Source organism: Prolixibacter bellariivorans ATCC BAA-1284, from assembly GCF_000621705.1.
GTDB lineage: Bacteria > Bacteroidota > Bacteroidia > Bacteroidales > Prolixibacteraceae > Prolixibacter > Prolixibacter bellariivorans.
Genome location: NZ_JHXO01000005.1, coordinates 354,548 through 373,652 on the forward strand (window position 1 = coordinate 354,548; position 19,105 = coordinate 373,652).

Annotated in this window: 19 protein-coding genes; 6 read left to right on the top strand and 13 right to left on the bottom strand. The window is 43.8% G+C overall.

All coding sequences use genetic code 11. From position 1 onward, the window contains the following. Nucleotides 1–12 precede the first annotated feature (12 nt). A complete protein-coding gene (locus tag T426_RS0104660; protein WP_159103321.1) occupies nucleotides 13–771 on the bottom strand; it encodes an outer membrane beta-barrel protein in 759 nt (252 codons plus the stop codon). A gap of 515 nt (nucleotides 772–1,286) precedes the next feature. Here T426_RS0104660 and T426_RS0104665 point away from each other — a divergent pair. Next, the gene (locus tag T426_RS0104665; protein ID WP_027585345.1) at nucleotides 1,287–2,519 is read left to right on the top strand and encodes a nucleoside recognition domain-containing protein; all 1,233 of its coding nucleotides are present in this window, start codon (nucleotides 1,287–1,289) and stop codon (nucleotides 2,517–2,519) included. Nucleotides 2,520–2,586: 67 nt separating this feature from the next. Here the strand turns inward: T426_RS0104665 and kdsA are convergent, their stop codons facing one another. From kdsA to T426_RS0104680, 4 genes are all read right to left on the bottom strand, one after another. Continuing rightward, nucleotides 2,587–3,411 (bottom strand): 3-deoxy-8-phosphooctulonate synthase, encoded by an 825-nt coding sequence (kdsA, locus tag T426_RS0104670; protein WP_025864479.1) that lies wholly within the window; start codon nucleotides 3,409–3,411, stop codon nucleotides 2,587–2,589. Between the two features lie 148 nt (nucleotides 3,412–3,559). Next, nucleotides 3,560–4,843, bottom strand: a complete 1,284-nt coding sequence (locus T426_RS0104675; RefSeq protein ID WP_025864480.1) for a replication-associated recombination protein A — start codon at nucleotides 4,841–4,843, stop codon at nucleotides 3,560–3,562. Next, nucleotides 4,840–5,073: a hypothetical protein gene (locus T426_RS22760; RefSeq protein ID WP_025864481.1), complete on the bottom strand. Its 234-nt coding sequence runs from the start codon at nucleotides 5,071–5,073 to the stop codon at nucleotides 4,840–4,842. The genes T426_RS0104675 and T426_RS22760 overlap by 4 nt, the downstream gene beginning before the upstream one ends. A 3-nt stretch (nucleotides 5,074–5,076) precedes the next feature. Beyond that, nucleotides 5,077–7,071, bottom strand: coding sequence for a tetratricopeptide repeat protein (locus T426_RS0104680; RefSeq protein WP_025864482.1), 1,995 nt, complete (start codon nucleotides 7,069–7,071; stop codon nucleotides 5,077–5,079). Between the two features lie 99 nt (nucleotides 7,072–7,170). On the opposite strand from T426_RS0104680, the gene T426_RS0104685 reads away from it, so the two are divergent. Further along, on the top strand, nucleotides 7,171–7,737 hold the full coding sequence (locus T426_RS0104685) for a DNA-3-methyladenine glycosylase I (RefSeq protein ID WP_025864483.1): 567 nt from the start codon (nucleotides 7,171–7,173) through the stop codon (nucleotides 7,735–7,737). Between the two features lie 5 nt (nucleotides 7,738–7,742). On the opposite strand, the gene T426_RS0104690 is transcribed toward T426_RS0104685, so the two are convergent. The 7 genes from T426_RS0104690 to crtD form a co-directional block, all read right to left on the bottom strand. Continuing rightward, nucleotides 7,743–8,297, bottom strand: coding sequence for a hypothetical protein (locus T426_RS0104690; RefSeq protein WP_025864484.1), 555 nt, complete (start codon nucleotides 8,295–8,297; stop codon nucleotides 7,743–7,745). 147 nt (nucleotides 8,298–8,444) lie between these two features. After that, a complete protein-coding gene (locus T426_RS0104695) occupies nucleotides 8,445–9,209 on the bottom strand; it encodes a hypothetical protein (RefSeq protein WP_025864485.1) in 765 nt (254 codons plus the stop codon). Beyond that, nucleotides 9,179–10,279 (bottom strand): glycosyltransferase family 2 protein, encoded by a 1,101-nt coding sequence (locus T426_RS0104700; RefSeq protein WP_025864486.1) that lies wholly within the window; start codon nucleotides 10,277–10,279, stop codon nucleotides 9,179–9,181. Before T426_RS0104700 ends, T426_RS0104695 begins: the two co-directional genes overlap by 31 nt. A 2-nt stretch (nucleotides 10,280–10,281) precedes the next feature. Continuing rightward, the gene (locus T426_RS0104705; RefSeq protein ID WP_025864487.1) at nucleotides 10,282–10,899 is read right to left on the bottom strand and encodes a 1-acyl-sn-glycerol-3-phosphate acyltransferase; all 618 of its coding nucleotides are present in this window, start codon (nucleotides 10,897–10,899) and stop codon (nucleotides 10,282–10,284) included. Further along, complete coding sequence (locus T426_RS0104710) at nucleotides 10,896–11,576, bottom strand: fatty acid desaturase (protein WP_025864488.1); 681 nt, start codon at nucleotides 11,574–11,576, stop codon at nucleotides 10,896–10,898. The genes T426_RS0104705 and T426_RS0104710 overlap by 4 nt, the downstream gene beginning before the upstream one ends. 2 nt (nucleotides 11,577–11,578) lie before the next feature. Further along, entirely contained in the window at nucleotides 11,579–12,232 is a 654-nt protein-coding gene (locus tag T426_RS0104715) for a carotenoid biosynthesis protein (RefSeq protein ID WP_036985361.1), read from the bottom strand. Nucleotides 12,233–12,237: 5 nt separating this feature from the next. Beyond that, on the bottom strand, nucleotides 12,238–13,698 hold the full coding sequence (gene crtD / locus T426_RS0104720) for a 1-hydroxycarotenoid 3,4-desaturase CrtD (protein ID WP_027585348.1): 1,461 nt from the start codon (nucleotides 13,696–13,698) through the stop codon (nucleotides 12,238–12,240). Nucleotides 13,699–13,939: 241 nt separating this feature from the next. On the opposite strand from crtD, the gene T426_RS22765 reads away from it, so the two are divergent. The 4 genes from T426_RS22765 (at nucleotide 13,940) to T426_RS0104740 (ending at nucleotide 18,307) form a co-directional block, all read left to right on the top strand. Beyond that, nucleotides 13,940–15,436: a phytoene desaturase family protein gene (locus T426_RS22765; protein WP_036985363.1), complete on the top strand. Its 1,497-nt coding sequence runs from the start codon at nucleotides 13,940–13,942 to the stop codon at nucleotides 15,434–15,436. Continuing rightward, a complete protein-coding gene (locus T426_RS22770) occupies nucleotides 15,408–16,244 on the top strand; it encodes a phytoene/squalene synthase family protein (RefSeq protein ID WP_025864489.1) in 837 nt (278 codons plus the stop codon). The genes T426_RS22765 and T426_RS22770 overlap by 29 nt, the downstream gene beginning before the upstream one ends. A gap of 3 nt (nucleotides 16,245–16,247) precedes the next feature. Next, entirely contained in the window at nucleotides 16,248–16,943 is a 696-nt protein-coding gene (locus tag T426_RS0104735; RefSeq protein WP_025864490.1) for a lycopene cyclase domain-containing protein, read from the top strand. 152 nt (nucleotides 16,944–17,095) lie between these two features. After that, nucleotides 17,096–18,307 (top strand): C1 family peptidase, encoded by a 1,212-nt coding sequence (locus tag T426_RS0104740; protein ID WP_025864491.1) that lies wholly within the window; start codon nucleotides 17,096–17,098, stop codon nucleotides 18,305–18,307. Nucleotides 18,308–18,472: 165 nt separating this feature from the next. On the opposite strand, the gene T426_RS0104750 is transcribed toward T426_RS0104740, so the two are convergent. Then, complete coding sequence (locus T426_RS0104750) at nucleotides 18,473–18,928, bottom strand: hypothetical protein (protein WP_025864492.1); 456 nt, start codon at nucleotides 18,926–18,928, stop codon at nucleotides 18,473–18,475. Between the last annotated feature and the right edge of the window lie 177 nt (nucleotides 18,929–19,105).

The following is a 19,105-nucleotide window of genomic DNA, read 5'->3' on the forward strand; positions in this document are numbered from 1 at the left end:
ACTGTTTCCGGATTATTCAAGATAGTAAACAAATCCAATGGTTGCATTCAGTGTCGAAAGAGTGTAACAATTGTCTTCTTTGCCAATAAAAGTTCTCGTTGAATTTGTGATGGTTCCTTTTTCTACCTCCTTTTCTTCGCGTGAGATTTTGGCCGAAGACTGGAAGTAACTAAGGCCAAGCTGCAAATTTGTTCGTGGCGATACCGCAAAGCGTAAAGCTGTCCCGGCCTTCCAGGCAAATGCGAGGTTATTCCGGTTCGTGGCCTGATTGATATAATACCAGTCGTTGTTGGGATTATCATAAATCAGTTGCTGGTTAGGCAGAAAATTTACATTCACGCCTCCCAACGCCTGAAAATCCCAGCTAAAGGTGTTAAAGTTGATACTGTATCGCAGTCCCGTTAAAATACTTCCCCACAGCCATGAATTAGCGTTCAGTTTCAGGTTATCGCGCTCGGTTGGAGTGATGCTGTAATTTTCGTTGAACATATTTTCCAACCTGGTGCCAACACCATCGCGGTTGACCGGATTATTGCCGAAATTGAGCATCCCGGTGAGTGCCAGATTATCCTGTAACGCATAGTTCGATTCAAGTGTCATGTTGAATCCCTGCCTGGCATGTCCGGCTTTTGTATTGTCGGGGTTATTGTCTTTGAACGTGCTTAGAGGCCAGGCTCCACCCATTGACAGCGAAAATGACCAGTTTTCAGTTTGTGCGGATGCACTCAAACCAACGAATAAAAGCAGCGAAAGGACTGATAGATATTTCATGTTTCTGATATTTATTTTTAACTGCCAGGTAGTACTCGAAATCGCATTTTTTTGTGGGGCAGTAGTTTTTGTTATGGCTCGTTTCATGCGGTGTGTTTTTCTGTTCGTCAGATATTAAATGCTGTAATTAACCTTCTGTTTACTGTTAAAACAATGTGGTACTTTATACCAAAGTATATTTTTTATTCGTATTAACCGGATGGAATATTGAATTTCTTCTCAACAGGATACATCTATATGACGGGAGAAAATCACATAACGTTTCGTTGCTGATGTCTAAAAAATGACAATTCTCTTTAAATTACCTGACTACCAGTGTTTATTGATTCGAAGTCCGTCTTTCTGCTATTGATTTTTTTTTCAATAATCACCACATGTCCGAAATTAAATATGCAACCGACCGGATTATGGCTAAGATATGCTCCCGGATTTTTTTAAATTTACGCCTGATTCGCCTCCGGTAGTAACAATTTGTTACCTTATCCGGAACCATCCTGAAATATAAAACGCTTTTTATGGCATTGAATTACATTTGGATTTTCTTCTTTCTTACAGCATTTGTTTTTGGCCTGGTTAAGCTCATTTTCTTTGGCGACACGTCGGTTTTTACCGAAATGGTGGCCTCAACTTTCGATATGGCTAAAACAGGATTCCAAATTTCACTGGGGCTAACCGGCGTTTTAACTTTGTGGATGGGTATTATGCGGATAGGCGAAAAAGGAGGAGTCGTGAGGATTTTTTCCCGCCTGATAGGGCCTTTTTTCAATAAGTTGTTTCCCGATCTGGGGAAAGATCACCCGGCTTATGGTTCAATCATGATGAACCTTGCAGCCAATATGCTCGGGCTCGATAATGCTGCTACACCGATGGGATTGCAGGCAATGAAGGAGATGCAGGAGACGAATCCATCAAAAAAGACGGCATCGAATCCGCAAATCATGTTCCTGGTATTGAATACGTCGGGGTTGACCATCATTCCTATTTCGGTAATGGTGTACCGCGCCCAGATGGGGGCGGCCGATCCGGCAGATATTTTTATACCCATATTGCTGGCGACTTTCTTTTCAACGCTTGCCGGTGTTATTAGTGTTTCCATTTACCAGAAAATAAAACTTTTCGATAAAGTCATCCTGGCCTATCTGGGAGGTTTGTCCCTCGTCATCTTCGGTATTATTGCCTGGATGTCTACTTTGTCGAAGGACCAGGTTACGCTCTATTCACAAGTTGCCAGTAATTTGATTCTCTTTTCTACCATTATCTCGTTCATAACGCTCGGTGTTATCAGGAAGATTAACGTGTACCAAACGTTTATTGAAGGGGCAAAAGATGGCTTTTCTACCGCTATTAAGATCATCCCGTACCTGGTGGCTATTTTGGTGGCGATTGGCGTTTTCAGGGCTTCGGGGGCATTAGACTTTCTTACCGATGGAATTGCCTGGGTATTTCGTTCACTGGGTGTGAATACTGATTTTGTCGATGCACTGCCAACTGCCTTGATGAAACCACTTAGCGGTAGTGGCGCACGGGGGATGATGGTGGATGCGATGAAGAACTACGGTCCTGACTCGTTTGTTGGTCATGTGGCTTCAACTGTTCAGGGGGCGACCGATACGACCTTTTATATTCTGGCCGTGTATTTTGGTTCGGTTGGCATTCGCAATACCAAGTACGCGGTAACTTGTGGACTAATTGCCGATTTTACGGGTATTGTCGCGGCTATTTTGCTTTCCTACATGTTCTTCCATTAAAACAAAAAGCAGGAAAGGGGAGATTCCACATTCCTGCTATTCCGTTAAATTCCTGTACGAAATTTTCTTATAGCTGATTGACGGCTTGTCGTAAAATGGTCAGCCTTTTCAGCATGGTTTCCAATTTGTCGAGGTGGAGCATGTTGGCACCATCCGATTTGGCGTTGGCCGGATCGGGATGCGTTTCGATGAACAGGCCGTCCGCACCAACGGCAATGGCAGCCCGCGCGATGGTCTCAATCAGCTCGGGTTTTCCGCCGGTTACTCCTGATAACTGATTCGGTTGTTGTAGCGAGTGGGTAATATCCATTACCACAGGGCAATTGTTTGATTCTTTCATTTCCGGTATCCCACGGTAATCGACGACTAAATCCTGGTATCCCAAGGTTGTTCCCCTTTCGGTGATGACAATGTTTGAATTACCTGATTCTCTCACTTTGTCGACGGCAAATTTCATGGCTCCGGCGGAAAGAAACTGTCCTTTTTTGATATTGACCACCTTTCCTGTATTGGCGGCAGCTACCAGAATATCGGTTTGGCGGCAAAGAAATGCGGGTATTTGCAGCATATCGACATATTCGGCCGCCATAGCTGCTTCGGGAGCACTGTGAAAGTCGGTTACGGTTGGTACCCCAAATGTTTCATTTACCTTTCGCAGAATTTTCAATGCTTTTTCATCGCCGATACCGGTGAAGGAATCAAGGCGTGAACGATTGGCTTTCCGGTACGAACCTTTGAACACATAGGGAATTTTCAAATCATCGGTGATGCGGACAATGCGCTCGGCAATTTTTAAAGCCAGGGTTTCGTCTTCGATGGCGCAGGGGCCTGCCAGCAGAAAGAAATTATCACTCTCGTTGTGCCGGATATGGTCAATTCCATTAAAAATCATGGTAATATGCTTGTTCTTTCTTATTCAGATTACCCCGAAGTCAGACATTCGTATGCCTGAAAACGGGATTGCAATGGTAGTAAAAAACCGTTGAATTTTAACCTGACTCCGGCTGTTTTCATAACCGGAAGAAATACCTGTTGGTGAATTACTTGGTAAAACGTTGCTTCCACCACAGTTTCAGTCGTTCCAAAATCTTCTGCTCTGTTGGATTGTTTTGGGGGTGATAGAAGCGTTTCGAATGCAGTTTTTCCGGGAGGAAATCCTGTTCGGTAAAATTACCATCGTATGAGTGAGCGTATTTGTAACCTTGTTGGTAGCCCAGGTCTTTCATGAGTTTGGTTGGTGCATTTCTTAAGTGTAGCGGTACGGGCTGATGTCCGGAGTTTCGCACTTCGGCCAGGGCACTGTCGATAGCCTCGTACGCCGAATTACTTTTGGGCGAAGTGGCCAGGTAAATCGTGCATTCCGAAAGGATAATCCGGGCCTCAGGCATACCTACTTTGTGCACAGCGTCGAAAGTGCTTTGACTCAAAAGCAATGCATTGGGATTAGCCAGTCCAATGTCTTCAGCAGCCAAAATTAGCAGTCGCCTGGCAATGAATTTGATGTCTTCACCACCTTCCAGCATGCGGGCAAGGTAGTAAATAGCTGCATCGGGATCGCTGCCACGAACGGATTTGATGAAAGCCGAAATAACATCGTAGTGCATTTCACCTTTCTTATCGTACATGGACAGGTTTTCCTGTAGCCGGTTGGTGACTTTTTCGTTGGTTAAAACGATTTCTTCGCCTTCTTCCTCTGAGTTAAGAACTACTTCCAGAATATTCAGCAGTTTCCGCGCATCGCCACTGGAATAACGCAATAGCGATTCATGTTCTTCTACCGTGATTTTCTTTTTCGATAGGTCCGAATCTTCGGTCAAAGCCCGATTGAGGAGCTCCAGTAAATCATCTGTTTCCAGTGATTTCAAAACATACACCTGACAACGGCTAAGGAGCGGAGAGATGACCTCGAACGAAGGATTTTCCGTCGTTGCGCCAATCAACGTGACGATTCCCTGTTCGACCGCTCCCAGCAACGAATCCTGTTGCGCTTTACTGAAACGGTGAATTTCATCGATAAAGAGAATCGGGTTAGGAGAGGAGAAGAACTGTTGCTTCTGCGCTTTGTCAATTACTTCCCGCACGTCTTTTACGCCGGAGTTAATGGCACTCAGTATATAAAACGGGCGATGTAGCGTGTTGGCGATGATTTTGGCCAGTGTGGTTTTTCCCACACCGGGAGGTCCCCACAAAATGATGGAGGAGATGTTGCCCGATTCTATCATTTTGCGCAGGACGGCATTTTCACCTACCAGGTGTTTCTGCCCGATATAATCATGCAAGGTTTTCGGGCGCAGACGTTCAGCAAGTGGCTGGTTGCTGCTCATAATTCTCCTTTTCTTTTTCGGTATTCTTTGTAATATTTGTTCGAACGCAGGATAAAAGGTGTTAGCGGAAAGACCAGCGCAATCAAAAGGACACTGCTTCGACCAGTTGCTAACAGAAATACCTGGAGCGCCAGAATAACGCCAACCGCTGACCAAATGAGTACACGCAGTTGATTTATGCGTCGCTTTAGTTCACTATCTGAAAGATTTCTCAGCCGATAATCGTCCATACATCAATTACAATATTGTTTAATAATACTGTAGGCTTCATCAATTCCGAGTTCGCCTGCCTTACTCAAATCTAGCGCTCCTCCATCGATATCGTTCAGGTAAATTCGGGTTAAGCCCCGGTTAAAATAAGCTTCCGCAAAGTCGGGTTCCAGTTCAATGGCTTTTGAATAATCATCCAACGCACCGTAATAATCCCGTTCTTTCACCTTGGTATTGCCCATGTTGAACCACGCAAAAATGAATTTCGGATTCATGTAAATAACCGTTTGGTAATCCTTGATTACCTTTTCATAGTCGAGTATCTGTGCGTGTGTTTTCTGCTTATCGTCCTGACCGGACTTTTTACTGCCGATGTTAATGGTTTCTGGTTCGGGCAACGTGTTCAGCGACTGGATGTAATCAGTCATTAGCAAGCGGGCTGTCGCTCTTCCGAAGTATGCCAGTAAGTTGTGCGAATTAAGTGAAATGACCTGGTCATAGTCCTGAATCGACTCGTTGAACTTATTATCGAGGGCATAATAAATCGCGCGGTTCAGGTAAGCTCGTTCGTCTTTTGGATCGGTTTTTAAGATGGCCGTTTCTACAGCAATCCGGTCGCGGTATTGCTGCATCCGCCAGTTATTATCTCTCGCCGGTTTATTGGTGATGACCAGGAACGGATCATTGTGATTTTTCTGGTTCAACGCGTCGATGATCATGCTGTAATATTGCAACTTGTCGTAATCAACTGAATCTTTGTGGAACATGGAAATGGAGAAGTCAGGTTCCAATTTGATGATGACATTCCGGTTCTGCACTCGGCCATCGGTTACTTCGGTCTCTTTCACCTGTCCTTCATCATCCACTACGATAAGACGGCGACGGCGTTTCCGGGTATAAGGGCCGGACGTTTTCGATTTGTTATTGGTCGAGTCGGCTGCGGCAATAGCATTCCCGGCTTGTGCCGAAGTTTTCGTAACCGTTGAATCAGCTTTTGCAGTTGACTGTTGATTTTGAGCAGTTCCGGCCTTTTGGCCTTTTTGTTGACTTCCTTTTTGCGAGGAGGAGGTGCCGGCCGAAGCATAATATTGCTGTTGCTGACGACGCTGTTCCTCCTGGTATCTCTTTTCTTGTTCAGCAAAACGCGGATCAAGCTGTTTCGCCATTTCGTAATCCTGTTTGGCTCCCGGTCTTCCAAGTGTTTCCCGGGCAATTCCGCGGTTTAGCCATGCTACAGCGATATTCGGATTTAGCTTGATGGCCATGTCGTAATCAATAATTGCTCCTTCGGCGTCGCCCAGCTTGTGTTTGACGATTCCCCGATTGACAAATGCCTGGGCCATTTTTGAATCGAGCCGGATACAGATGTCGTAATCTTTCAGTGCACCGGCATAGTCTTCCTTCTCGAATTTCGCAATACCACGCATCAGGTAGGCGCTGGCAAAGTGCGGACGCAGGTGTATGGCTTTGTTACAATCGGCAATTGCACCGTTCAGATCATCTTTCATCTGTTTTGCCGAGCTCCGGTTCAGGTATGCGTTGGCCATGGTCGGATCGAGCTCAATGGCTTTTGTGTAATCTGCTATTCCCGAATCAATGCTGTCCATCGTCACCTTGGCAATTCCGCGGTTATTGTATATGGCTGCATTATCATTATCGAGCTGAATGGCTTTATCGTAATCGGCAACGGCGGCTTTCAAATCGCCCAGTTCATGATTGGCCATGCCGCGTTCCATGTATGCTTCCGGATAGAAAGGCTTAATGGAAATGGCTTTGTCCAAATCTTCTTTGGCTCCACGAAAATCTTCGAGGTAATACTTGGCAACAGCCCGGTAGAAATAGGGTTCCGGAAGGTAGGGCTTCAGCTTAATAACAATATTGAAATTTTCGATAGCGCCTACGTAATTACCAAAATAGATTCGACTCTTGCCGACATAAAAATAGTGGTCGGTGTTGAGCTGGGCCATGGCCGGCAACACGCTCATAACAAGAAATAATAATGAAATCAGTCTTTTCATCGGCAAGATTCCGGGATTATGTGATGAACAAAAATAACATTTTATAGGTGTTTCGTACCTGATGGTTTTTTAATTTTACCCTGCAACAAAAAATAAGCCATGATGCAACGATGTTCCTGGAGTACCAACGAAGATATTTATATTCGTTACCACGATGAAGAATGGGGCGTTCCTGTTCACGATGACCGGAAACTGTTTGAATTCCTGATTTTGGAAGGCGCACAGGCCGGCTTAAGTTGGATAACTATCCTGAAACGTCGTGAAGCCTACCGGGATGCGTTCGACCAGTTCGACCCGGAAAAAGTAGCTCGTTACGACGAAGCCAAAATCGGGGAACTGATGCAGCGGTCCGATTTAATACGGAACAAATTGAAAATTCGCTCGGCAGTTACCAATGCACAAGCTTTTCTGAAAGTGCAGGAGGAATTCGGCTCGTTCGATCAATATATCTGGAGCTTTGTTGACGGAAAACCGATTCAGAACAAATGGGAAAAACTAAGTGAAATTCCTGCCCAAACTCCGCTATCGTTAAAAATTTCCAAGGATTTGAAAAAACGTGGATTTAAATTTGTGGGGCCCACCATCGTTTATGCGCATATGCAAGCCACCGGCATGGTGAATGATCACCTGGTGGATTGTTTCCGGCACAACGAAGTCTCAGAATAGTCCGTTCATAAATACCGTTTTTTCAGAAAGTTGGCCCGCGAAGAGTCAAGTAACCGGTAGTGCGGATGATAAAGTGTTTCGTACTGCCTGCTGTGATGACCAACATAATTTCCTTTTTGCAGTTGCTCTTCTATCGCTTTTTCATCTTCGGCAAAACCGGTCAATGCCGGTGTTATTTCCCGTATGACTTCAAGAATATTGTCCCACTCAGCTCTCCACTCACTAATCTCAGGTGGATTGACCGACTGGGCACTTTCCAGAAAAAGCGGAAAGAATATCTCTATCGGTATAATGTCTTCTTTTAGCAATCTAAGGTTTATCCTGAAAAATTGTTGGTGGTAACCCAATGGAAGTAAATCGGGAACATCGAAATGTTCCGCCTCTTTGACTTCCTTTTCCATGTAGTTGTAAGCCCGATCGACATCCTCTACCAAATGTCCGGGGCCATACCGGTCCTGAAAGAAGTTTTTGTATAAATCTGTTAGCCGAGCTTCCGGATGCCAGCGAAGCTCAAGTTTTAATGCGTCAATGATTTTATTTTTCCTGATAATGGGATTCATTTTATCTGTTTGCTTTTCTGTCTTCGTTGCGAATTCTACTAACCATTAAAATAAGAAAATGTTATGTATTCCCTTAATTTACTAAGGTTTTTTATTGTTTTTTCCAATTTTACAACTTTTGATTTGCGGCTAAAAAGGAGCCTTTTCTTACCGGCTTAGGGGGAGTAGTTCTTCCTTCACCCATCGAAAGTTGGGGGCTTCGTTCAATAGTTGTTTGAATAGTCTATTTGCCTCTCCTTTACGATCTTCATCCATGTAAGTTTTTCCGAGCCAGGCTCCTGTGTAATAATAGAACCATGTTTGTTTTGCGTCCGGTTCGGCATTCATCAGTTTCCAGGCTTTTTCATATTGCTGAATGGCTGTTTTCCGGCTGCCTCCGAAGATGGCCGGACGAAAGAAGTAACTGTTTCCCTCTTCAAACCAAACGCGGGGTTCCTGTGCATTTAACTTTTTCGCCAGCTCAATATTGTCCTGACTTTTAGGCCCCAGCCAGGGAGCCTTCCAGGGTTTTAAACCTATTTGATAGCCGATTAGTGCCGCTTTGATGGTATATAGTTTGGCTGAATCGGGATAACGGTTGATACCTTCATCCAGGATTGCCATTGTTTGGTCGATACGTTGTTGTGCCTCTTTTTTACGTTTTTCCGAAAGGAGATAACCAATGTACCCGTATTGTGCCTCACAGAGGGTAAATATCCGGTCGAAATCATTGTGCTGTTTTTGCCGGTAAAGTTGTTCAATCAATGCCGGCCAACGAACCATCTGACTTCGAAGGTAGCTGGTTTTTAACTGATGTTGGATGGAATCAAGCTTTGTTTTTCCCGGTTGCTCTTCTTGCGGAAAAGCATTGGACAGACCGGCGACCAGTAGGAAAAATATTATTAGCCAAAAGGTACTTCCCGCTCTTTCCATCTTACGGTTTTTTTGCGTTTGCCCAATAAGTTCCGTACCAATATGTGTGTTAATGCTGCCATTTGCAACGGATGATAATACAGATTGGTCCAAACTGGTTGCCTGCTGTGTAAGGAGATGATTATTCGTAATAAAATAGCCTGACAGATTAATACCAGCGTTGTTGCGACGGGGAGCAGTAGTAGGCCAATTAAGATTCCCGGTATGGTAAGTAGCCAAAAGAGGATCATTATTGCTGAATAGCCTCCAAAATACTGGTGGATATTTCGGGAAAACCCTTCCACTGCTTCCCGGTAGGAGGAGTACATACGACAGGAAACAGCGCCGAAGTTCGCCAGTACTTCTACCCGAAATCCTGCCTTTTTCATTTTTCGCATGAGCAGGATATCCTCCACATTCTCGTGCTTCACCTGTTGGTGCCATTGATTTTCACTGTAGTTTTTTGCCTCGAAAAGCATAAACTGACCATTGGCTGCAGCCAGAGACGACTGTTTCAATAATCTGACCAACGGTAAGGGGAGGAGACTGATCAAAATCCAGTTCATTAATGGGACAGTGGATTTTTCACCCGTTGAATACATGATTTGCCGCGGAAACAGCGATAGGAGAGAGAGATTTTTATGGATTACCCGGTTGATAATCGGTGACAGAAATCCGGATTGAACATGTACATCTGCATCGAGAAAGAGCAGGTAGTCACCTTTTGCCTTTTGGGCAAGTTGGTGGCAGGCGAAATTCTTCCCTAACCAACCGGTGGGAAGCTTTTCGCTGGTGAACCACTGAAAATTTTTCTCTGTTTGAACGAATTTTTCAAGGATCTCCGGGGTATTGTCCGTGGAGTGATCGTTGCAGACAATGACTTCGTAGTCCCGATAGTTCAGCTTTATGAGCGATTTGAGCAAAGCCGGTAAATTATGTTCTTCGTTGCGTGCCGGAATAAGAATAGAAATCATTGGTTTTTTCCCCGTAAGGGAAGCTGCTAAGTTCCGGGGGCGGGTGAGAACATTCACCACAGCAATGAAAAGTCGTAGACTCAAAAACATGAATGATATGACTGCCAGGATGTGCATGCCTATTGTTCCGTTTGCTGCTTGATACATTCCCGGTAAAAATGATTGAAATCATTCTCAATGTCAGGATAGGAGGAACTTCCGGAAAGTCCCTTGTCCTGAAAGTAGAGATAGAGGCCCGGTCGGCGGTTGGAAAAATAATCAACCAATGCTACATAATAAACTATGCGAAAATTGAGGTTGCTACGGTTGGTTAGGTATCTTATTCCCTTTTCGAAAGAAAAAGAGTGGTTGTATAACGATTGAATTCTTCCCTGTGGGTAAATCACCACCAGATTATTGGGGGTTTGTAGTATTTCGGCCGTATAATTCATTGTTTCCAGGATGCTGCGATTTCCCTTATTGATGGAGTAGGCTCCGGCATTATTTAAGAACATCCTCTGTGAAAGTTCCTTTTCCAGCATCATGACATGGAATTGCTTTTTCCAGAACTTGCGGTTAATGCGATAAGCAATAAATCCATCCCACCACGAAAAATGATTGCCGATTAAAAGAATCGGTTCATCCGAAACCGGAGGTTGATTCACGAATGTAATCTTGCTAAAGTCCCAATGAAGGATGATGGGAACATACGTGTTGAAGAAATGGGTATGCCAAAAGAGGTGTCTCGCTTTTATCATGTTTGTTTCTCTTTTGTTTGGTAGAGTCTCCACCAGGGAATGCGCGGAAACAGGTGATGTTCGTGGTGATATCCGAAAAAGTAGCAGGTGAGCATTGCTTTCAGATGGTTGCGTTTTTGTGTGCGTGTACGGTGAACATCCATGTCCGGGGTGTGTGGTTTCCGGTGAGGAACATAGGTGCCGAAGTAAAAAAGTTGAAGCGTACCCAAAAAAGCCGGAACTACCCAGAAGGCGAAAATGGCCGGTTGAGGGAAGGCAAGTGTCAACAGGTTGAAAACAACTGCCATGATTAATAGCTGGTACCAGGTGACATAATTTTTCATGAAGCCAAACCACCAAAGCCAGAAATTCTGGTGCCGCTCATTGAAATCAGGGTCTTTTCCCGTACCCGGAAACTGGTGATGAAGCATGTGCTTGCGGCGGAGCCGCGGAAACCACATGCCGGCAAACAAAAACGCTGCGGTTCTGCCCAACGCATTATTTATTTTCCGGTTAACGGAAATCGTACCGTGCATAGCGTCGTGAGCAGTGATAAAAAGCCCGGTATAGAGGTATCCCTGCACCAGCATATGAAACCACATCCACGGATTTGCCATGGAGGTCTGAACATATAACAGAGAATAAAGAAGATGAGCAGTCCAGAAAAAGATGATAATGAACGCCATTAGAATTCCCATTGCTACAATAAGATTCCCAGAATAAGAAAAAAGACCAGCTGAATCGCCATTAGTGGCAGAGCCATGTGGTTCTTCGTTTTCAAACGAAACAGGTGGAACAGGTCGAGCATCACAATCGATGTGATAAACCAGGCCAGATAGTTCTGGAACGGAACTTCACCATTACTCCAGTTCCACATACCGGTTTTAACGGCAGCCGGTTCCAGTAATAAATCAAATACGACCAGTACTACTGCGCCAATGAGTGCTTTCAGCCAAAGTGGAAATGAAAATGGCTCGAGAATGGTGTAAACAGAGTAGATTTGTATAAGCCATAAAATCCCAATGATAAGTGGCGTCTCAAAAAGCTTGGGACCCAGTGTGCTGCCGTATTCATAAACTCCGAAGACGTGTCCTGTTTTTACGCCCAACACTTCTACCAGAAATCCAATGGCAAAAACCAAGAACGATGCGACGTATAATCCGGAAGTTGGATTTTCCTCGAAAAGGTAAAGTAAGATGACGGTTCCAAGCAAAAAGATGGGGGTAATAGCCTGGAAAAAAGGACGTGAATCGGGGAAAATCAACCCGATAAGGCCAACGGCATAAAACAACATCAATATTCTGCGTAAGGTAACCTGTGAAACGTTTTGTAATGATTTTCGAAGGTTTTTCATGGTCGTTATTCTTTGGGTATCATGTCGGACACAATTTTTGCCGAAGCCAGGCAAAGAGGAATGCCACCGCCCGGATGCACACTTCCTCCGGTAAAATACAATCCTTTCAGTTGTTTGCTGAAATTTGGATGCCGCATGAAAGCGGAGAAAATATTGTTGGAGCTGGAGCCATATAAAGCTCCGGCTTCAGAGCTGGTACGGTGCTCGATATCTCTGGGAGTTAAACGTTTTTCTACTACAATATGTTTTTCTATCTGCATGTCAAGTTGAGACTCCAGTTTGGCAATAATATGCCGGCGGGTCCGCTCTACGAGGTTGTCCCAGTTTTGTCCGTTGTCAGCCGGGGCATTCACCATAACAAACCAGTTTTCCTTTCCGGGAGGTGCATCGTTTGCTTCCATTTTACTGCTGATGTATAAATAAATGGTCGGGTCGTCGCTGATGGCTGATTGCGAAAATAACATCCTGAACTCTTCCATGTAGTTGGTACTGAATAAAATATTGTGCAAGCCTGTTTCTTTGCTGTTGGTATTCATTCCCCAAAAGAAAATCAATGCCGAGGAAGACAACTCCGGTTGTTCTCTTCGCCGAACTTCTTGATTCAGGAACTGCCTTTTGAAATGGTGGATATCCACATCGCTGATAACGATATCAGCTGGTACATGCATGTTACCTGCTTCGACGCCGGTAACTTTACCGTCGGCGGTTGTCAGCGAATTGACCCGGGTATTGAACCGGAAAGTGACTCCGTGGCGTGCGGCCAGCCGATGCAATTCGCTGGCTATTTTGTACATCCCTCCGGAAGGAAAGAATGCTCCGGTATTGTGTTCCAAATGGGAAATGATTTTTAGGGTGGCGGGAGCCCGGAAAGGGTCGGAGCCATTGTATGTTGCGTATCGGTCAAATATCTGTTGCACTTCCTTGGTTTGGAACGATTTCCGGTTAGCCTGGTGAAGAGAACGGAAGGGATCAAGTAATCCGGGACGCATCAATGTACCAAACGCTTTCCGGTTACGGAACGTTTTCATCCGGTGAAGAGAAGAGAACAGAAACAAATCTGCTGTAAAATGATACAGCCGTTTTGCTTTTTTCAGATAGCGGAGTGTATTCTCTTTGGGCTCTCCAAGCTTCGATTCCAGTTCGCTACTGAACTTTTCCGGTGATGTCCATGCATGAACTTTTTTCCCTTCAGGATAAAAATACCGGCACGATTCGTCCAGTTTTCTAATGGTCAGATAGTCTTCGGCTTTTTCACCTACCAGGGTAAAGAGTTCTTCCACCAGATGCGGTAAGGTTAGCAACGACGGACCTGTGTCGAAGCGGAAATCTTCGGTCCGGATTTCAGACATTTTTCCTCCGGGATAAGCTTCCTGCTCAATAACAGTGACTTCGTAATTCTTCGCTGCCATGCGGATAGCTGATGCTAATCCTCCAATTCCTGCGCCAATGACGACTGCCTTTTTCATGCTAGTGTATGGATTGTCCTTGAATTTGTGTAAATTATAACTGATTCCTTCTACAGAGCCTTTGACTGAGTACCAATATTTCTATCTATAACAGTAAGAAGATCCTCAGTATTTTGAACAAGAGGAAAACTTATTTGTTTAATGATTTGCAAAAATAGTTAAACGACTTGCTCGTTTCATATTATTTTGACAATTCAATTTAACGATTTATACAAGAAGAATCTTTCTAATTTATTGACAAATGGGGAAATCAGTCTTGGTAGTTGGTGCCGGCCTTGGAGGATTATCTACGGCTCTACGTCTCTCATCCGATGGTTATGATGTGACGGTGGTAGAGAAGAATAGTAAAGCAGGTGGCCGTTTAAATTTATTACAAAAAGATGGCTTTTCCTGGGACCTGGGACCTACCTTTTTTAGCATGAGCTACGAGTTTCGCGAGCTAATACATTATTGCAAAATGGAAATGCCTTTCCGTTTTGTTGAGCTGGACCCTTTATATGCCGTTCATTTCGCCGACGAAACTAAGCCAAGGATAATTTATAAAGATCTGAAGAAACTGGTTGAGGAGTTTCGTGATGTGGAACCCGATTTCGAAAAGAAAATGCGCCGTTTCCTGGATGAAACAGGTCGTTTGTTTCATGATACCGAACAAGTAATCATTCGCAGAAACTTTGATTCGATTTTGCAGTATGCGCTGCAATTGACACGGGTACCGCTGAAGCATGCGCCGAAATTGTTTCGAACCATGTGGAAAGAACTGGAGCGTCATTTTACCTCGTTCGAAGTAAAAGTAATTTTTTCGTTGGTCGGTTTCTTCCTGGGAAATACTCCGTTTAACACACCGGCGGTTTTCACTCTGCTATCCTATACCGAAATGGAACATGACGGCTATTACAACGTGGAAGGCGGGATGTACAAAATTGTCACTACCCTGATGGACGAGCTAAAAAAGAAAGGCGTGCAGTTTGCCTTTAATACGGAGGTAGTCGATTACAAAGCTGACGGGAAAAAGATAAACGGGCTAATTGATGATGACGGTAAGGAATGGAATGCTGATGCTTATGTGATTAATTCCGATGCGGCCTGGTTTCGTGGAGCGGTTTTGAAACGACCGGCTTATTCTGAAGCCAAGCTGGATAAAATGAACTGGACCATGGCTCCACTGACGATTTATCTTGGAATCAAAGGGAAGCTTGATGGTATGTATCATCACAATTATTTCCTGCGAAAGAACTTTAAGGAATACGCGGGAGGGATTTTCCAAAACAAAGTGAGTCTCGATCAGCCTTATTATTATGTCAATATTCCTTCGATGCATAATCCGGAGTACGCTCCAGACGACCACGAAAGTGTGTTTATCCTTTGTCCTGTTCCCGATAGAAGGTTCAAGCCTTCGTGGGACGATGCCGATGAGATTGCCGACCGCATTATCGATGATCTTTCTGAACGGACCGGAACGAATTTGAAGGAGCGTATTGTTTCGCGAACGGTGTTTTCTCCGATTGAGTGGGAATCTAAATTCCGGCTGTTCCGGGGTAGTGGTCTCGGATTGGGACACAATTTGATGCAGGTTGGCGGATTACGCCCCCGCAACTTCGATGAATACTACCGCAATGTATTTTATGTGGGAGCTTCCACCACGCCTGGAACCGGTTTGCCTATGACGGTCATCAGCTCCCGGTTAGTAACTGAACGAATAAACCAAGCCTATGGACTTGTATCTGAAAACCAGCATTGACTGTAGTCGTATAACGACCCGGAACTATAGTACATCATTCTCTCTTGGGATTTTGATGCTGAAATCTCAATATCGGGATGCTATTTATTCCATTTATGGCTATGTCCGTTTTGCGGATGAGATTGTCGATACCTTTTTCGAGTATCAGCAACGTGAGCTTTTGCAAGAGTTCCGTAAGCAAACCTACGAGGCAATTGAGCGGGGCATCAGTATGAACCCGGTGCTGAATAGTTTCCAGCATGTGGTAAACAAGTATCATATCGATCATCAGCTTATCGATGCCTTCCTCGATAGTATGGAGATGGATCTGGATTTTGATGTGTACGACGAAAAGCGCCTCAAGACTTACATTTATGGCTCAGCCGAAGTGGTTGGCTTGATGTGTTTGCGCGTTTTTTATCCCGATGATGATAAAACGTACCTGGAATTGGTTTATCCGGCAAAAAAACTGGGAGCCGTTTTTCAGAAAGTAAATTTCCTGCGCGATATCAAAGATGATTACCAGGGGAAGGGAAGACTCTATTTTCGGGATATTGATTTCGATAGTTTTGATAAAGGAACCAAGCAGAAAATCGAACAGGACATTGAGTCGGATTTTAAGGAAGCTTTTCAGGGAATTATCAAGTTGCACAGGGATGTCCGGCTTGGCGTCTACCTTGCCTATTTGTATTATCGTAAATTATTCGAAAAAATTAAACGAACTGCACCCAATCATATCCTGAAATCGCGTTTGCGTGTTCCGGGATTTCGAAAAATGACGTTGCTTTTTACAGCTTACGCTCGTCATGCCTTTGGTTTGATAATCTGATAAATGGCAACCGGAAAGTTTACATATTTTATTCTGTTATTCCTGAGTCTTCTTGGGCCGCTATTGCTTAGTTTCGACAAGAAGGTTCATTACTATAAGCGATGGAAATTTCTGTTTCCTGCCATCTTGCGGGCAGCGGTCTTATTCATTTTATGGGATATCATTTTTACCCGTACCGCTATTTGGGGCTTTAACGAGAAGTACATTGTTGGTTGGCAAGTTTGGCATCTTCCGGTTGAAGAGTGGTTGTTTTTCCTGATCATTCCATTCAATTGCCTGTTTATTTTTGATGTAATGGTCTTCTATTTTCCAAGATTAAAGTTTCCATCGAATGCCTTAAATCGAGTGGTACTGGCAGTTTTGGCTGTCTTATTGTTAGGTCTTTCCCTCTATTTTCGGCGCCAGTATTACACCTTCATTGTATCGCTCCTTACGGCTTCTTACCTTCTTATGATTTTAATCTTCAGACGACATCTTGGCTGGCTCGCTCATTTTCTTGTCGCCTATCTTATTGTATTAATCCCGTTTAGTATAGTGAATGGGCTTCTCACCAGTCTTCCGGTTGTTTGGTACAACCCCACTGATAATCTCGGGATTCGTTTTTTGACCATCCCCGTGGAGGATTTTATCTATTTATTTTTACTGTTTTTAATGGTGACCGATTTTTACAAAGTCCTTTTGCGAAAGAACAGTAAGTAACAGGTAATAAGTTTTTTTCTGACTCTTATCTGCGTCTCTTGTTAATTTCCCGTTAACCAATTGTGATCTCAGTCGTTTGTTACCGTTAATTATTTTCATATTTTCGTTGGCTGTGAGTTAATTGTGATTAACATATAAATTTTATATCTCTAATGAATCAATTTAAGTTTTTTATTCTCCTGGCTGGATTATTGGCATTTACATGGAATGTATCGGCGCAGGATAAGGAGAAAAGTAGCAAGGAAGAAGGCTATCATTTTACTACCGTTAAAGAATTACCGCATACTTCGGTTAAAGATCAATATCGTTCGGGAACTTGTTGGGCGTTCAGTGGCCTCTCTTTTCTCGAGTCGGAAATGCTGCGTATGGGCAAACCGAAGGTCGATCTTTCGGAAATGTACGTAGTTTATCATTGCTATATCGACAAGGCCATCAAAACTGTTCGTATGCACGGAAACCTGAATTTTGGTCCCGGTGGCGCATTTCACGATGTGACCTACGTGCTGAAAAACTACGGTATTGTTCCGGAAGATGTATACACCGGTCTTAACTACGGCGAGAAAAAGCACGTTCATGGTGAGATGGACGATGTGTTGAAAGGCATTGTTGATGCAGTGATCGAGAATAAAAACAAGAAGCTTTCTACTGCGTGGGAAGAATCTGTAACCGGAACGCTGGACGCGTATCTTGGTGACTTGCCGACAAAATTTGAATACAAAGGGAAAGATTATACTCCGAAGACTTTTGCCAACGAATATTGTGGATTGAATCCTGATGATTATGTAGAAATTACTTCGTTTACGCATCATCCTTTCTACTCGAAGTTCAAACTAGAGGTCCCCGATAACTGGGAGTGGGACGAAGTGTATAATGTTCCGCTGGACGAGATGATGAAGATTATCGACAATTCGCTGAATACCGGTTATACCGTTGCCTGGGCTGCCGACGTGAGCGAGAAAGGATTTTCTACTTCGAAAAAAGGTGTGGCAGTTGTTCCGGATGCAGACGTGAAGGATATGACAGACTCGGAGCTTTCAAAGTGGGAGAAACTGACCGCAAAAGAGAAAAAAGAGCAACTCTACAAACTGGATAAACCCGGAAAAGAGAAGCACATTACCCAGGCAATGCGCCAGGAAGCATTCGACGATTGGCAAACAACCGACGATCATGGAATGCATATTATTGGTTTGGCTAAAGATCAGAATGGCACCATGTACTACAAAGTGAAAAACTCGTGGGGTGATTACAATTCATACGATGGGTATTTTTATGCATCCAAACCTTATGTTCGTTATAAAACGACTTGTATCATGGTGAATAAGAACGCTATTCCACAAGATATCAGGAAGAAGCTTGGACTTTAAAATAAGGACCAAAAATATGCAGAAGAGGTTGCAGGTTCAGATCCTGCAACCTCTTTTTTTACATGAAAAAGCCCGGTATGATTGCCGGGCCTTTTTTGAAGAAAATCGAAAAACTAACTCACTTGTGCTGTATGCTTACTAAAATCTCTGTATTGAAAATTATATTTATTGTATTCCCCAGTATTTATTCGACGTCATCCAGTTTTCCAGTGCCAGTGTTTGGTCGGCTGCCTTATCAGAACCCATCCAGTAGTCGTTAGAGGTCATCCAGTTTTGGACGGTCAGCGGGCTATCTGAAACTTCTTCATTTTCATTCACACCCCAGTAATTTTCATTGCTCATCCAGTTCTCAATATTCAGCTGGTTATCTTGTTCGCTTCCGGTCCAATAGTCGTCGTTACTCATCCATTCTTCTACCTCGAGATTATTATCGGTTTCTGCAGTAGTTTTCATATCGGAGAATAATTCTATTGAAGTATTGGTGAGACTGGCAGCAGGTGAAAGCATAGCGATGAATGCTGAAATTCCCTGAGCATTGGCAATACTTGTTACACTTACTGTTAAAACTATCATGATGGTAGCGATGACCTTTTTGGTTGATTTTAATACTTGTGCTTTCATGGCTTTATTTTTTTACTTGCTTTTTGTCCGTTTGCCCAGATGCAACAGTTTGCGTGCCAAACATTGTATTGTGCTTATTTATAGGTGCTAGTGTGGTGTGGTAGATGTTTGTAGCGCGTATAATTTTGACCGATTTGGAACACGTCATGTACGATTTCGAACAGAATGAATGGAGTT

What these genes read in the sequence shown, in the direction of transcription:
- T426_RS0104660 (WP_159103321.1), bottom strand. Translation starts at nt 771, where the DNA reads ATGAAATATCTATCAGTCCTTTCGCTGCTTTTATTCGTTGGTTTGAGT.
- T426_RS0104665 (WP_027585345.1), top strand. Translation starts at nt 1,287, where the DNA reads ATGGCATTGAATTACATTTGGATTTTCTTCTTTCTTACAGCATTTGTT.
- kdsA (WP_025864479.1), bottom strand. Translation starts at nt 3,411, where the DNA reads ATGATTTTTAATGGAATTGACCATATCCGGCACAACGAGAGTGATAAT.
- T426_RS0104675 (WP_025864480.1), bottom strand. Translation starts at nt 4,843, where the DNA reads ATGAGCAGCAACCAGCCACTTGCTGAACGTCTGCGCCCGAAAACCTTG.
- T426_RS22760 (WP_025864481.1), bottom strand. Translation starts at nt 5,073, where the DNA reads ATGGACGATTATCGGCTGAGAAATCTTTCAGATAGTGAACTAAAGCGA.
- T426_RS0104680 (WP_025864482.1), bottom strand. Translation starts at nt 7,071, where the DNA reads ATGAAAAGACTGATTTCATTATTATTTCTTGTTATGAGCGTGTTGCCG.
- T426_RS0104685 (WP_025864483.1), top strand. Translation starts at nt 7,171, where the DNA reads ATGATGCAACGATGTTCCTGGAGTACCAACGAAGATATTTATATTCGT.
- T426_RS0104690 (WP_025864484.1), bottom strand. Translation starts at nt 8,297, where the DNA reads ATGAATCCCATTATCAGGAAAAATAAAATCATTGACGCATTAAAACTT.
- T426_RS0104695 (WP_025864485.1), bottom strand. Translation starts at nt 9,209, where the DNA reads ATGGAAAGAGCGGGAAGTACCTTTTGGCTAATAATATTTTTCCTACTG.
- T426_RS0104700 (WP_025864486.1), bottom strand. Translation starts at nt 10,279, where the DNA reads ATGCACATCCTGGCAGTCATATCATTCATGTTTTTGAGTCTACGACTT.
- T426_RS0104705 (WP_025864487.1), bottom strand. Translation starts at nt 10,899, where the DNA reads ATGATAAAAGCGAGACACCTCTTTTGGCATACCCATTTCTTCAACACG.
- T426_RS0104710 (WP_025864488.1), bottom strand. Translation starts at nt 11,576, where the DNA reads ATGGGAATTCTAATGGCGTTCATTATCATCTTTTTCTGGACTGCTCAT.
- T426_RS0104715 (WP_036985361.1), bottom strand. Translation starts at nt 12,232, where the DNA reads ATGAAAAACCTTCGAAAATCATTACAAAACGTTTCACAGGTTACCTTA.
- crtD (WP_027585348.1), bottom strand. Translation starts at nt 13,698, where the DNA reads ATGAAAAAGGCAGTCGTCATTGGCGCAGGAATTGGAGGATTAGCATCA.
- T426_RS22765 (WP_036985363.1), top strand. Translation starts at nt 13,940, where the DNA reads ATGGGGAAATCAGTCTTGGTAGTTGGTGCCGGCCTTGGAGGATTATCT.
- T426_RS22770 (WP_025864489.1), top strand. Translation starts at nt 15,408, where the DNA reads ATGGACTTGTATCTGAAAACCAGCATTGACTGTAGTCGTATAACGACC.
- T426_RS0104735 (WP_025864490.1), top strand. Translation starts at nt 16,248, where the DNA reads ATGGCAACCGGAAAGTTTACATATTTTATTCTGTTATTCCTGAGTCTT.
- T426_RS0104740 (WP_025864491.1), top strand. Translation starts at nt 17,096, where the DNA reads ATGAATCAATTTAAGTTTTTTATTCTCCTGGCTGGATTATTGGCATTT.
- T426_RS0104750 (WP_025864492.1), bottom strand. Translation starts at nt 18,928, where the DNA reads ATGAAAGCACAAGTATTAAAATCAACCAAAAAGGTCATCGCTACCATC.